At 65.9% G+C, this 12,684-nt stretch carries 12 protein-coding genes and 1 pseudogene; 7 read left to right on the plus strand and 6 right to left on the minus strand.

Annotation, left to right across the window (positions count from 1 at the left end; all coding sequences use genetic code 11):
- Window positions 1–320: 320 nt before the first annotated feature.
- Together ACR2MZ_RS08055 and typA are read right to left on the minus strand one after the other, a co-directional pair.
- Window positions 321–707: a VOC family protein gene (locus ACR2MZ_RS08055; RefSeq protein ID WP_434004550.1), complete on the minus strand. Its 387-nt coding sequence runs from the start codon at window positions 705–707 to the stop codon at window positions 321–323.
- A 59-nt stretch (window positions 708–766) separates the two neighbouring features.
- Window positions 767–2,599, minus strand: coding sequence for a translational GTPase TypA (gene typA, locus ACR2MZ_RS08060; protein ID WP_434004551.1), 1,833 nt, complete (start codon window positions 2,597–2,599; stop codon window positions 767–769).
- 165 nt (window positions 2,600–2,764) lie between these two features.
- On the opposite strand from typA, the gene ACR2MZ_RS08065 reads away from it, so the two are divergent.
- The 7 genes and pseudogenes from ACR2MZ_RS08065 to ACR2MZ_RS08095 form a co-directional block, all read left to right on the plus strand.
- On the plus strand, window positions 2,765–4,009 hold the full coding sequence (locus tag ACR2MZ_RS08065) for an amino acid ABC transporter substrate-binding protein (protein WP_434004552.1): 1,245 nt from the start codon (window positions 2,765–2,767) through the stop codon (window positions 4,007–4,009).
- 67 nt (window positions 4,010–4,076) lie between these two features.
- The gene (locus tag ACR2MZ_RS08070; protein ID WP_434004553.1) at window positions 4,077–4,487 is read left to right on the plus strand and encodes a carboxymuconolactone decarboxylase family protein; all 411 of its coding nucleotides are present in this window, start codon (window positions 4,077–4,079) and stop codon (window positions 4,485–4,487) included.
- Window positions 4,488–4,603: 116 nt separating this feature from the next.
- On the plus strand, window positions 4,604–5,476 hold the full coding sequence (locus ACR2MZ_RS08075; RefSeq protein WP_434004554.1) for a branched-chain amino acid ABC transporter permease: 873 nt from the start codon (window positions 4,604–4,606) through the stop codon (window positions 5,474–5,476).
- Window positions 5,476–6,537, plus strand: coding sequence for a branched-chain amino acid ABC transporter permease (locus ACR2MZ_RS08080; RefSeq protein ID WP_434004555.1), 1,062 nt, complete (start codon window positions 5,476–5,478; stop codon window positions 6,535–6,537). The genes ACR2MZ_RS08075 and ACR2MZ_RS08080 overlap by 1 nt, the downstream gene beginning before the upstream one ends.
- 10 nt (window positions 6,538–6,547) lie before the next feature.
- Window positions 6,548–7,297, plus strand: a complete 750-nt coding sequence (locus tag ACR2MZ_RS08085) for an ABC transporter ATP-binding protein (protein WP_434004556.1) — start codon at window positions 6,548–6,550, stop codon at window positions 7,295–7,297.
- Window positions 7,290–8,003, plus strand: a complete 714-nt coding sequence (locus ACR2MZ_RS08090) for an ABC transporter ATP-binding protein (protein WP_434004557.1) — start codon at window positions 7,290–7,292, stop codon at window positions 8,001–8,003. Before ACR2MZ_RS08085 ends, ACR2MZ_RS08090 begins: the two co-directional genes overlap by 8 nt.
- Window positions 8,004–8,077: 74 nt before the next feature.
- Window positions 8,078–8,902 (plus strand): annotated as a pseudogene (locus ACR2MZ_RS08095) (PhzF family phenazine biosynthesis protein); the annotation flags it as partial.
- Here ACR2MZ_RS08095 and ACR2MZ_RS08100 read toward each other — a convergent pair.
- The 4 genes from ACR2MZ_RS08100 to ACR2MZ_RS08115 all read right to left on the minus strand — a co-directional run bounded on the left by ACR2MZ_RS08100 (window position 8,829) and on the right by ACR2MZ_RS08115 (window position 12,651).
- Window positions 8,829–9,929, minus strand: coding sequence for a VOC family protein (locus ACR2MZ_RS08100; protein WP_434004558.1), 1,101 nt, complete (start codon window positions 9,927–9,929; stop codon window positions 8,829–8,831). The pseudogene ACR2MZ_RS08095 and the gene ACR2MZ_RS08100 sit on opposite strands and share 74 nt — an antisense overlap.
- Before the next feature lie 2 nt (window positions 9,930–9,931).
- A complete protein-coding gene (locus tag ACR2MZ_RS08105; RefSeq protein WP_434004559.1) occupies window positions 9,932–10,501 on the minus strand; it encodes an NADPH-dependent FMN reductase in 570 nt (189 codons plus the stop codon).
- A 192-nt stretch (window positions 10,502–10,693) separates the two neighbouring features.
- Entirely contained in the window at window positions 10,694–11,752 is a 1,059-nt protein-coding gene (locus ACR2MZ_RS08110; protein ID WP_434004560.1) for a tartrate dehydrogenase, read from the minus strand.
- Window positions 11,749–12,651, minus strand: a complete 903-nt coding sequence (locus tag ACR2MZ_RS08115; protein WP_434004561.1) for an alpha/beta fold hydrolase — start codon at window positions 12,649–12,651, stop codon at window positions 11,749–11,751. The genes ACR2MZ_RS08110 and ACR2MZ_RS08115 overlap by 4 nt, the downstream gene beginning before the upstream one ends.
- Window positions 12,652–12,684: the final 33 nt, after the last annotated feature.

Raw genomic sequence — 12,684 nt, forward strand, 5'->3', positions numbered from 1 at the left:
TGGCGATAGATGAGGTCATCATTTGTCATGGCGGCTCCCTCCAATGGATTCACAGCACCCACAGGATGAGCCGCCACCTCTACGCCTGGGAAGCCCCCAGTTGTCTACACATCTCGAAAGCCGTGCAAGCTAGCTCTCACCATTGCCCGTTCGCCGCAAGCCAGGCCGTTAGCGCCCCCCTCCGCACCTCCCCCCGCGGCGCGGGGGGAGGACGACTCCACCTACGAGCGCCTCCACTACTTGGGGATCGAAGACTCTAATCCGTCGTCGACCGGGCGTGTAGCGACCAGTTGGCAAGGGCGCTTCCAGCGCGCGCAGGATCAGGTCCCGGTCGCTGCTCGGGCCAGACCGACCGGATTGCCGTCGGGATCGGTGACGTAGGCAACGCGTTCGCCCCACGGCATGTCCTCGGCCTCGCGAAGGACAGTGGTCCCCTGGTGGCGCAGTCGCGCCACGAGGCCGTCGACGTCGTCGACGTAGACGAACATCTCGAACCGCACATCAGTACCCGCCCTGGCGCCGTAATGCTGCTGGGGCCAGTCAGTCGACACCACGGCCACCTCGAAGGTCCCTCGCCGCAGCCCAACGTAGCCAGGTTCGCCGTCGGCGGGCAGCTGGCAGTGCCGCTGAAACCCGAGTCCCTCGTAGAACCCAGCTGAGGTGTTGACTTCGGCCGCGAAGATGACTGGGAATGCGCGGTCGACCATGGGCCCGAGCCTAGCTAATTGTGCGGCTCGACTGAGGCGAACTGCTCCGGCGCCGCAAGCTAGCCGGTCGCTGCCTCTGCGCGGCGCCGCGCTCGGGCCTGGTCGACCTCGGTCAGATGGCGCTTGCGCAGGCGCAGGTTGAGTGGGGTGACCTCGAGCAGCTCGTCGTCGTTGAGAAAGTCGAGCGACTGTTCGAGGCTGAGCTTGTGAGCGGGGGTCAGGCGGACGGCGATGTCAGCAGTGGAGGAGCGGATGTTGGACTGCTTCTTCTCCCGGCAGACGTTCACTGCCATATCGCCCGGCCGCTTCTGCACGCCGACGATCATCCCCTCGTACACAGCCGTGCCAGGCTCGATGAAGGTGGTGCCACGCTCCTGAGCGGCGGCGAGACCGTAGGTGAGAGTTGCGCCCGCGGAGGATGCGGTTAGCGCACCGTTGCGCTGATCCGAGAAGTCGCCCGCGTAGGGCCGAAAGCCCATGTCTATCGAGCCCATGATGCCCGTGCCCGCGGTGAGGGTCAGGAACGCATTGCGAAAGCCGATCAGACCCCTGGTCGGGATCATGAAGTCGGCTCGGACGCCGCCCGAGCTGTCGTAATTGATCTCGAGCATCTGAGCGCGCCGGCGGCCGAGCGCCTCGGTCACTGCCCCCAGGTACTCCTCCCGCAGGTCGACGGTAAGGCGCTCGACAGGCTCCAACGCCTGGCCATCGACGTGCTTGATGATGGCCTGGGGACGAGAGACCTCGAACTCGTACCCCTCCCGCCGCATGCTCTCGATCAGGACCGCCAGGTGCAGCTCACCTCGCCCGCTGACCTGGAACTGCTCGGCCGCGTCAGTGTCCTCCACCCGCAGCCCCAGATTCAGCTCGAGCTCCCAATAGAGCCGGGCACGTAGCTGGCGCGAGGTGCTGAACTTGCCCTCCCTGCCGGCAACAGGCGATGTGTTCACGCCGAACGTCATCCGCACCGTCGGCTCCTCGATCTGAATCCGTGGCAGCGGATCGGGGCTCTCGGGGTCCGCCAGCGTGTCGCCGATGGTGACGTCGGCCAGCCCTGTGAGCAGCGCGATGTCGCCCGCGTCGGCCCGCTCCACCGATTCGCGGCCCAGGCCGCGGTGGAGCAGGACCTGGCCGACCTTGGCGCGGCGCGGTTCGCCGGACCCGGTCAGGACCGACACCTCGTCGCCGGCGGCCACTGAGCCGCGGAAGATCCGGCCAATGGCCAGCGTGCCTGTGTAGTCGTCATAGGCGCGGTTGGCTACCAGCATCTGAAAACCACCGTCCTCCGCGACCGGCGCGGGAACGTGGTCCCTGATCGCCCGGAAGAGAGGCTCGAGCGAGTCCTCCAGCGACTCGGGCGTGGGACCCGAGCGGCCCTGCTTGGCGATCGCGTAGATGACCGGAGCGTCCAGCTGGTCGGCCTCCTCGGCCAACTCCAGGAACAGATCGTGAACCTGCTCCAACGCGCGCTTGGCGTCTGAATTCGGACGGTCCAGCTTGTTGATCACGACAATGATCCGGAGGCCGACTTCGAACGCCTTCTGCAGTACGAAGCGGGTCTGCGGCATGGGCCCTTCCGCCGCGTCAACCAGCAGCAGGCAGCCATCAGCCATGTTGAGCACCCGCTCCACCTCGCCGCCAAAGTCGGAGTGACCAGGCGTGTCGATGATGTTGATTGTCACGCCCTGATGCCGGATGGCTGCGTTCTTGGCCAGGATGGTGATGCCCTTCTCGCGCTCGAGCGAGTTGGAGTCCATGATGAGGCTGCCCATCTCCTGGTTCTCCCGGAAGGTGTGGCTCTGCTTCAGCAGCGCGTCGACGAGCGTCGTCTTTCCGTGGTCGACGTGCGCGATGATGGCTACGTTCCTGATGTCGTGGCGAAGCTTCGGCATGGTTCTCTTAGACTGGACGCAGGGGCGATCGTTTTGAGCGCACGTTGAAATGCCTCAAGACCTCGCCGCCGGCGGGCAGCCTGAGTAATTCTACCGGCGCCGCCGTTCCGGAATTCCAAAGGGTTCCCTGCCCAAACCTGAGCGGCAGGCGCTAGGCTAGCGTGAATGCGAGCCAGATCTGTCCTCTCCGCGCTTGTCTCCCTGTTCGCTCTGACAGTGGTGGCCTGCGGCGGATCCGCCGGCTCATCAGGCGGCTCCCAGACCGGCCAGGACCTGGTCATCGGCGTGCCGATGTCGATCACAGGCGTCCAGGCCAAGGAGGGTGGGCTGGCGAAGCAGGGCTACGACCTCTGGCTCGACTGGATCAACGCCCAGGGCGGCGTCAACGCGAACGGCACCAAGCACAAGGTGGTGCTCAAGTACGAGGACGACCAGAGCAAGCCTGACATCTCGGCCCAGCTGACTACCAAGCTGATCACGCAGGACAAGGCCCAGCTCCTGCTCGGTCCTTACGGCTCGGCGACAACGGCCAGCGATGCGGTGGTGGCGGAGAAGAACGGCATCCCCATGGTGGAGGCCAACGGCGCCGCGCAGGCCATCTTCAACAACGGTTACAAGTACACCTTTGGCGTCCTCTCCCCCGCCAACAAGTACCTCGAAGGCGTGATCGACATGGCTGCGACGCTCAACCCCAAGCCGAGCACGATGGCGATGCTCAGCGCTGACGACAGCTTTTCGCTCGAGGTGGCCAAGGCGGCCCAGGAATACGCCACCAGCAAGGGCTTCAACGTCGTCTACACCGACAGATACCCGAACGGCTCGACCAACCTCTCCGGTCTGGTCGCCAACGCCAAGGCCAAGAACCCGGACATGGTCCTGAACTCAGGTCACTTGGCGGAGGCGGTGGCGATCAACAAAGCCGCCAAGGACCTGCGCTTGGAGGCGAAGCTCTACGCCTACTCGGTGGGTCCCTCGACGCCTGACTTCGTCAACTCCCTGGGCCCTGACTCGCATTACGTCTACGGCGGCTCGCAGTGGACGCCCCAGGTGAAGTACAAGCCTTCCTTCTACCTGTCGGTGCCCGACTATGTGGCCGCCTACAAGAAGAAGTACGCGACCAGCGACGATCCTGACTACCATGTCGCCGAGTCCACCGCCGCCTGCCTGGCCCTGCAGAAGGCGATCGAGAACGCCGGCAGCGTGAAGCCCGACAAGGTTCGCGATGCGCTCGCCTCGCTGGACGTGATTACGTTCTTCGGCCGGATCAAGTTCGACAGCCGCGGCATCAACACCTACAAGCCGATGGTGGTGGAGCAGATCCAGACCGATGGCAAGCATCACACCGTCTTCCCGCCGGACGTGGCGGACGCCAAGCCCCAGTACCCGACACCCGCCTGGAGCTCTCGCTAGTGCAGCGCGTCGTAAATAGCTCGCGCTTTTAGGTCGGGAGGCAGGAATGAGCGACAGGAGGCCAACGATGACTGAGAACGACCTTTTCGACCGGGGCCTGCAAGTGCGACGAGAGGTCCTCGGCGTCGACTACGTCAATGCCAACCTTGCGGACACTGACGACTTCATGATGGCCTTCCAGCGCATCGTGACGGAGTGGGCGTGGGGATACGCTTGGAGCCGCCCGGGACTTGATCGCAAGACTCGCAGCATCCTGAACCTCGGAATACTGGCGGCGCTCGGTCGGGCTCAAGAACTGGGCATCTACGTTAAGGCAGCGTTGACAAGCGGTGTGACGGCTGACGAGATCAAAGAGACCTTGATTCACGCAACTGTCTACTGCGGTACGCCAGCAGGCCGCCAAGCATTCCTCGCAGCGCACGAGGCGCTGAGGGTAGCCGGCGTCTTGCCCGATCCTCCAGGGAACCAAATCAGGTGAGTACCGTTAAGCATCTGAGATTCCAGTTGGACGCGAAGCCGAAAGCTAATTCGGCAGCGGTGCACCAGTAGGCCGCCGCACCTTCCTGCCGCCTCCGCGCACCTCGGACTGAACGCGTGACGCTGTTAGTTCAGCAGTTGGTGCTGGGCCTGCTGATCGGCGGCGTCTACGTGGCGGTCGCCATCGGCTTCAGCCTCGTCTGGGGCGTTCTGAACATTGTCAACCTGGCCCATGGCGGACTCGTGATCATCGGCGCGTACTTGACCTGGCTCTTGTTCAGCGCCTTCAACGTCGACCCGTTCCTGTCGATCCCGATAGTTGCGGCGGCGCTGTTCGTGATCGGCTACGTGGTGCAGCGGCTGCTCATCAACCGTGTGATCAGAGCCCCTATCTTCTTCACGCTGCTGCTCACCTTCGGCGTGAACCTCGTGATCATCAACGTCCTGCTGCTGCTCTTCAAGTCCGACTTCCGGTCGGTCACGCCCAGCTACTCGGGCAGCGGGCTATCGCTGGGCGGGGTGCAGCTGCCCTACATCCGAGTGGCAGGACTCGCCGTCGCCCTGCTCCTGGCCGGAGCTGTGGCGTTGTTCTTGGCGCGCAGCCGGATTGGCGGTGCCATTCAGGCGGTGGGGGCCGATCGCGATGCCGCCCAGCTGGTCGGTGTCGACCTCCGCCACGTCTATGCGCTGACCTTCGGAATCGGCGCCGCCTGCGCCGGCGTGGCCGGGGGGCTGATCAGCACAGCTCAGGCCATCACGCCCAGCGCCGGTGAGCCGTACACCCTGCAGGCCTTCGTGGTGGTGATACTGGGCGGCCTGGGTCGAGTCAGCGCCACAGTGGTGGGCGGACTGCTCTTCGGAGTGGTCGAGACCCTTGCCCAGACGATGGTCCCAGGCCTGGGCGCGGGCTGGGCCAACGCCATCGCCTTCGCGATCCTGGTGGTGGTCCTGGCAGTGCGGCCGCGCGGGCTCATGGGCCGACCTGTCTGATGCCCGACAGCCAGCCGAGCGGCTCCTTCTCGACCCGGCCGGACGCCGGCGGCCGCCGACTCCGCCGCGTTCTGCTGGCTGTCTTCGCGCTGGCGGTCCTGCTGGTGTTGATCGCCCCCCTCTCCACCAGCGATCAAGCTGACGCGCTGGGCCTGCCGGTCCTCGTCGACAAGTCGCAGATCAGGATTCTGACCACAATCGCCATGTTCGTGGTGATGGCGACCGCCTGGAACCTGGTGGGCGGCCTGACCGGCTATGGAGCTTTCGGCAATGTTGCGTTCTTCGGGCTGGGCGCCTATGCCTGCGCGGTGCTCGTCGACCCTCACAAGTTCCACCTGCCCATGCTCGCCGGCATCGCGCTGGCCCCGCTGGTCCCCATCGCCTTCGCAGTCTTCGTCGGCCTACCACTCCTCCGTCTGCGCAGCCACTATTTTTCCATCGCCACGCTGGGCACCGCCGTGGCGGTGGGCGAGGTGGTGAAGAACGTGGAGTACCTGGGCGGGGCCAACGGCCTCTTCCCCCCCATCGTGCGCCGAGGGGACCTGCTCTTCCTCTATCTCATGGTGGCCGCGGCCGCCATCGCGGTCGGCTCCGTCTACTTGGTCCTCCGCAGCCGCTTCGGCTACGGGCTGATCGCCATCCGCGAGAACGAGGACGCGGCGGCGGTGCTGGGCGTGAACACGACGCTCTACAAGGTGGCTGCCTTTGCCCTGGCCGCCGGTCTGACCGGCTTGGCGGGCGCCGTCTTCGCCGTCTGGAACAGCTTCATCAACCAGGAGCTGGGCTTCTCGCTCGATTTCAACATCCAGATGATCCTCATGGCCGTGGTGGGCGGCGCCGGCACGCTCTTCGGACCTGTGCTGGGCGCCATCCTGCTGGAGCTGCTGCTCCAGGCTCTGGCGGGTCAGGGCACTGTAGCTGTCTACGCTCAGATCGGACTGGGCCTGCTGCTGGCGGTAACAGTGATCTTCGTGCCGCGCGGGTTGGTCGACTTCTTCGGCGGCTCGTCGCGGCTCTCCCTCGGCTACCTGCGCCGGACGCTGCGCGAAACCTCCGTCTGACCGGGCGGCTATGGCTCTCCTCTCACTCGCGCACGTCAACAAGCGCTTCGGCGGCGTCAGCGCCTTGACCGATGTCGGCTTCCAAGTGGAGCAGGGCGAAATCCTTGGCCTGATAGGACCAAACGGCGCGGGTAAGACCACGCTGCTGAACTGCATCAGCGGCGTCTTTCCGCTGGACGGAGGGTCGATCCATTTCGCCGGGCAGCGGATCTCCGGCCTGCCTCCGCACAGGATCGCCCGCCTAGGCATCGGCCGGACGTTTCAGGTGGTCAAGCCGTTCCTCTCCATGACAGTCCGGGAAAACGCCGCGGTGGGAGCGCTGTTCGGAGCGAGCAACCTCCAGCCTCGGCAGGCCTTCCAAGCCGCCGATGACGTGCTGGAGCTGGTGGGCATGGCCGCCAAGAGCGGCAACCCGGTCGGCAGCCTGACCATCCCCGATCGGAAGCGGCTGGAGGTGGCCCGGGCGCTGGCCACCAAGCCGCGGCTGCTTCTGCTGGACGAGGTCATGGCCGGCCTCAACGCCGTCGAGGTGGATGAGGCGCTCGACATGGTGAGGACCGTCCACCAGAGCGGCGTGACGATTGTTCTGATCGAGCACGTCATGAAGGTGGTGGTCGGCCTCTGTCAGCGCGTGGTCGTGCTCAACTTCGGCCAGCCGCTGGCGGCCGGCACTCCCGAGGAGGTACTGCGCGATGAGCGCGTGATCGAGGCCTATCTCGGTGAGAAGTACGCGGCGCGAGTGCGGCGAGCCGGTGGCTGAGCCGCTGCTGCAGGTGCGCCAGCTGACCGCCGGCTTCGGCGCCGGTCCTGTGCTCTTCGAAGTGGACTTGGACTTTTACGCCGGCGAGCTGGTGGCGCTGATCGGCGCCAATGGCGCCGGCAAGTCGACCCTGCTGGGCGTGCTGAGTGGGTTGCTGCCCGCCTCCTCGGGCTCCGTTCACTTTGCGGGCCGAGACCTGACCAATGCCCGGCCCGAGAGAGTGGTTGCGGCAGGGCTGGCCCACGTGCCGCAGGGTCGCCGGCTCTTCGCCGGCCTCAGCGTGGAGCGGAACCTGAGGCTCGGCGCCTATGTCCGCCGGGACCGAGAGATCGGCGCCGACCTGGACAAAGTGCTTGACTACTTTCCCGCCCTGAAGGACAAGCTGCAGCGCAGCGCCGGGACGCTGTCGGGTGGCGAGCAGCAGATGGTGGCGATAGGTCGCGGGCTGATGGCGCGACCGAAGCTGCTGATGATCGATGAGCCCTCGCTGGGCCTAGCGCCCAAGGTAGTCGATCGCGTGATCGAGGTCGCGCAGACCATCAACCGCGACGGCACCTCCATCCTCCTGGTGGAGCAGGACGTGCTGGTGGCCCTGGAGGCCGCTGACAGAGGCTACGTGCTGGAGAACGGCCGCGTGGCATTGAGTGGTACGGCGACCGAACTCGAGTCCAACCCGGAGATCCGCAAAGCCTACCTTGGCATCTAGCGCGGCCCAGGAATCCAGCCGCCCGCACCGCGGTTGGTCTGGATGAGACAGTAAATACAAGAGGAGGACCCCGGTTGACCTACAAGATTCGGACCTTCGACGTTTTCACGCGCCGACGCCTCGAGGGCAATGGCCTGGCAGTGGTGCTGGATGCCGAAGGTTTGGCGCCAGAGACCATGCAGGCTATCGCTCGTGAGATGAACCTCTCCGAGACCGTGTTCCTACTGCCTCCTGTCAATCCGGGCAGCGCAGCCAGAGCCAAGATCTTCACGCCTTCCACCGAGCTGCCGTTCGCCGGCCACCCCACCATTGGTGCTGCCTGGGCCCTTTGGTCGGAAGGCCGCCTCGACGGCCTCGAGCACTTCACTCTGGACGAGGAAGTTGGCCCGGTTCAAATTCGCAAGTCGGCCGGCGAACGCGCCGAGCCGATGTTCTGGCTCACCTGCCCCCCGATCTCCTTCGGCCTGGTGATCGACGACAGGGCTCGGGTGGCGGCAGCGCTCCACCTGGCCGAGCCGGACCTCCTTCCGACTGTGCCGATCCAGCTAGTCGATTCTGGCGGCCCCAAGCTGTATGTGGCGTTGCGGCATCTCGAGACGGTGGACCGCGCTGTCTCCGACGGCCATCTTCTCGGCGCGCTGGGCGAGCACCTGGCAGTTCCTGTGTACCTCTTTGCAGCGGCAGCGCCCGACCGGCTCTATGGGCGGATGTTCGGCCCCGCGGTAGGTGTGAGCGAGGATCCGGCCACCGGCTCCGCAGCGGGTCCACTGGCCGCCTTCGCTGTCCGCCATGGCATCGTGCAGCGCGGGGCCAGCGTCGCCCTCCTCATTGAGCAGGGCACCAAGATGGGCCGCCGCAGCCTGCTTCACGTGGAGCTGACTTACGAACCCGGAGGTGACTCTCCCTCACTGGTTGAGGTGGGCGGAGAAGTCGCTGCCGTGCTGTCGGGTGAGCTCTCCGTCGACTGATCAGGCGCGAACCAGGCCAGGTCGCGCGGGGGTCCGGCAGGGGAGTCAGGCGCCCTTCGATCGCGGCGCGCTGCGGTTCCAACCACGGAGGCAGGATCAGCTTCGTGCCCAGCTGGCTAAGCGGTCCGTCCACCATGAAGCCGGGCTCCTCAGTGGCCAGCTCGTAGAGGATGCCGCCCGGCTCCCGGAAGTACACCGAGTGGAAGAAGTGGCGGTCGATGAGACCGCTGTTGGGGACCCCCTCAGTGTTCAGCTCCTCCAGCCAGGCCGGCTGCTCGGCATCGGTTGTGCTCCAGGCCACGTGATGCACTGTGCCTGCGCTCGGCCGCGCGGGCGCCTCGGGCGCAGGATCGAAGCTGATCCAGCCGCCTCGCCGCGCGCCGCGGAGCTCCCAGCCACCGCCGGGCCGCGATTCTGCCCGCATCAGGTCTGCCAGAAGGCCATCGCTGGCCGCGGGCCGGCGACTATAGGCGCGAACGCCGGCAAAGCCCTGCAGGGCCAGCTCCGCCGGAATCTCCGGGTGCCGCGCGCTGAGCGGCTCGTCAGGTCCCTCGTTCAGGACGAGCTCATGAGCCAGTCCTTCAGGATCTCGGAACAGGAGTGCATTGTGCTCGGGGCGGGTTTCCACGCCGGCGCCTGCCAGACGCTCTTGCCAGAATTCCAGCGCTTGGCTGGAACCAACCCGCCAGACGATCCTGTGCACCATCCCGGCCCCCGCCCGGCCGGGCTGAGCGCCCGGATATTCAAAGAACGTGAGATCGGCGCCAGGACGCGCCTGCTCCTCGCCATAGAAGACGTGGTAGACGCCGGGGTCGTCCTGGTTCACGCTTTTGGCCACCAGGCGCAGACCCAGGGCTCCGGTATAGAACTGCAGGTTGCGCCGGGCATCGCCCGTGATGGCGCTGATGTGGTGGATGCCTGCCAAGCGCATTTCCAACCGATCTCCTGCGGGCCCCATAGCTAGGCAGCCCTCGCGCGCAGGGGTGCCAGCGCCTCGCCCACGCGCGCCAGCTCCTTCAGCAAGGTGGCGGCGGCGGTGGCAGTTATCTCGTTGGGCTCCAACCTTCCCTCCTTCAGGAATTGGGCCACGAAGGGGATGTTCACAGCCTCCGGGAGCGGAACCAGCTTCAAGGAGGTGATGACCAGCTTGGCCATCTGCACCGAGCGGGTGCCACCTGACACGCCACCGTAGCTGACGAAACCGACAGGCTTGTACATCCACTCGTGAACCAGGAAGTCCAAAGCGTTCAGCAGCGTGGCGGGCATGCCGTAGTTGTATTCAGGCGTGACGAACACGAACGCATCAGCGGAGTCGACGCGGCGGCTCCAGGCCTTTGTGTGCTCGTGCTCGTACTGGCGGAGCCGCGGATGATGCGGCTCGTCCAAGAATGGAAGCCTGATCTCTGCCAGGTCGGCGAAGTCGACCTCAAAGGAGCCATCGTCCTCGGCGACCTGGCGAAACCACTCAGCCACTGGCAATCCCACCCGTCCGGGCCGGGTGCTGGCTACAACAATCATCAATCTGGGCATTTGCAACTCCTGGGGTTGGCTGATCCATCGGCCGCGCATATCTACTTGGGAGGGCCGCAAGTCACGTCAACCGCGGCGCTGTGCGATTTCTTCCTGCCAGCTTTCCGCCGTGCCTGGAAGGCTCTTGCCTGAGCTCGCGACTCACCCGAGGAAGCGCGGGCGCGCCTTGCCTCCCGGCGCGCCACAGCCTTGCTAGAGGGCAGACGCGATCGCTTCTCCCATCTCCTCGGTGGACGCCGTGCCGCCCATGTCAGGCGTCCTCGGTCCCTCCGCCAGCACCGCCTCGACCGCGGCCATGACAGCAGCAGCAGCCGCCGGATGGCCGAGGTGCTCCAGCATCATCGCACCGCACCAGATCTGCCCCACGGGGTTGGCGATCCCCAGGCCGTGGATGTCCGGCGCGGAGCCGTGAACCGGCTCGAAGAGGGACGGAAATCTGCGTTCCGGGTTCAGGTTCGCCGAGGGCGCGATCCCTATGGTTCCGGTGCACGCCGGCCCAAGGTCGGAGAGGATGTCGCCAAAGAGGTTGGAGGCGACAACCACATCAAAGCGGTCTGGGTTGCGCACAAAGTGGGCGGTCAGGATGTCGATGTGGTACTTGTCGGTGATCACCTCGGGGTAGTCGGCCGAGATGGCCGCGAAGCGCTCGTCCCAGTACGGCATCGAAATGGAGATGCCGTTGGACTTGGTGGCGGAGGTGACGTGGTGCCGGGGGCGGCGGCGGGCCAGTTCGAAGGCGAACCTCATGATCCTGTCGACGCCCGTGCGGGTGAAGATGCTCTCCTGGACCACCGTCTCCCGCTCGGTCCCTGCGAAGAGCCTGCCCCCCACGGATGAGTACTCGCCCTCGGTGTTCTCGCGCACTACCAGGAAGTCGATGTCGCCAACTGCGCGACCCGCCAGGGGCGACGGGACCCCCGGCATCAGACGGACCGGGCGCAGGTTGGCATACAGGTCGAAGGTTCGCCGGATCTCGACCAGTGAGCCCCACAGCGAGACGTGGTCCGGCACCAGCGCCGGCCAGCCCACGGCGCCGAAGAAGATGGCGTCGTGGCCGCCGATCCTCTCCGCCCAGTCCTCCGGCATCATCCGCCCGTGCCGCAGGTAGTGGTCGCAGCTCCAGTCGAAGTGGTCCCAGCTTAGGTCCAGCCTGAACCGTCCCGCAGCCGCCTCGAGCACTCGAAGGCCCTCCGGGACCACCTCCTTGCCGATTCCATCACCCGCGATGACGGCGATTCTCTGGCTGGTCATTCGTTCTCCTTGGGCAAAAAAGCCAGCAGCTCGGCGAGCAGGGCCTCGGGTGCCTCCTCCGGAATGTAATGGCCACAGGCCAGGGCTGCGCCGCTGACCCGGCGGGCCACCCGCCGCCACTCCGCCAAGGGCCTGAAGCAGCTGGCGACCACTCCCTCGGCCCCCCAAAGCGCCAGCGTGTCGCATTCGATCAGCCTGCCCGCCGCCCGGTCGGCGCGATCGTGCGCCAGGTCGATGCTGGCCGCTGCCCTGTAGTCCTCACACATGGCGTGGACTGCGGCCGGCTCCCGCAGACAGCGGACGTATTCGGCCAACGCCGGTTCGGTGAAGGGAGCCAGCGCGGCGCTGCGGCCACCGAGCACTGAGTTGAGGTAGAACTCGGGGTCGGAACCGATCAACCTCTCAGGCAGCGGCACGGGCTGGATCAGGAAGAACCAGTGGAAATAGGCCTTGGCGAACTCCATACTCGTCTGCTCGTACATGGCAAGGGTGGGCGCGATGTCGAGGGTGACCAGCCGGCGCACGCGCTCGGGGTGATCCAGCGCCATCCGGTGGCCAACTCTCCCGCCCCTGTCGTGCCCTACGACGAGGAAGCTATCGAAGCCCAACAACCGCATCACCTCGACCTGGTCTTGGGCCATGGTCCGCTTCGAATAGTTGGCATGATCGGACCGCCCGGAGGGCTTGTCGGAGTCTCCGTAGCCGCGCAGGTCTGTCGCGACGACAGTGAAGTCGCGCGCCAGGCGCTGGACCATCCGATGCCAGATGAAGTGGGTCTGCGGCGCCCCGTGGAGCAGTAGGAGCGGTGCTCCGGCACCGCCCACGAGCGCGTTGATCACCACTCCGTTGGCTCTGAGCCGATGCTGGGCGAAACCAGCGAACCCCTCCTTGTTCAGCATCCGGTTGATCAGGCCTCCGCCCGGCCGGCCCCG

It is taken from the genome of Candidatus Dormiibacter sp., from assembly GCF_050999135.1.
Taxonomy (GTDB): Bacteria; Chloroflexota; Dormibacteria; order Dormibacterales; family Dormibacteraceae; genus Dormiibacter; species Dormiibacter spiritus.

Bases quoted from the DNA above. Each gene is read 5' to 3' on its own strand.
- typA (WP_434004551.1), bottom strand. From the start codon at position 2,599: ATGCCGAAGCTTCGCCACGACATCAGGAACGTAGCCATCATCGCGCAC.
- ACR2MZ_RS08115 (WP_434004561.1), bottom strand. From the start codon at position 12,651: ATGCTGAACAAGGAGGGGTTCGCTGGTTTCGCCCAGCATCGGCTCAGA.
- ACR2MZ_RS08105 (WP_434004559.1), bottom strand. From the start codon at position 10,501: ATGCCCAGATTGATGATTGTTGTAGCCAGCACCCGGCCCGGACGGGTG.
- ACR2MZ_RS08085 (WP_434004556.1), top strand. From the start codon at position 6,548: ATGGCTCTCCTCTCACTCGCGCACGTCAACAAGCGCTTCGGCGGCGTC.
- ACR2MZ_RS08080 (WP_434004555.1), top strand. From the start codon at position 5,476: ATGCCCGACAGCCAGCCGAGCGGCTCCTTCTCGACCCGGCCGGACGCC.
- ACR2MZ_RS08100 (WP_434004558.1), bottom strand. From the start codon at position 9,929: ATGGGGCCCGCAGGAGATCGGTTGGAAATGCGCTTGGCAGGCATCCAC.
- ACR2MZ_RS08110 (WP_434004560.1), bottom strand. From the start codon at position 11,752: ATGACCAGCCAGAGAATCGCCGTCATCGCGGGTGATGGAATCGGCAAG.
- ACR2MZ_RS08055 (WP_434004550.1), bottom strand. From the start codon at position 707: ATGGTCGACCGCGCATTCCCAGTCATCTTCGCGGCCGAAGTCAACACC.
- ACR2MZ_RS08070 (WP_434004553.1), top strand. From the start codon at position 4,077: ATGACTGAGAACGACCTTTTCGACCGGGGCCTGCAAGTGCGACGAGAG.
- ACR2MZ_RS08065 (WP_434004552.1), top strand. From the start codon at position 2,765: ATGCGAGCCAGATCTGTCCTCTCCGCGCTTGTCTCCCTGTTCGCTCTG.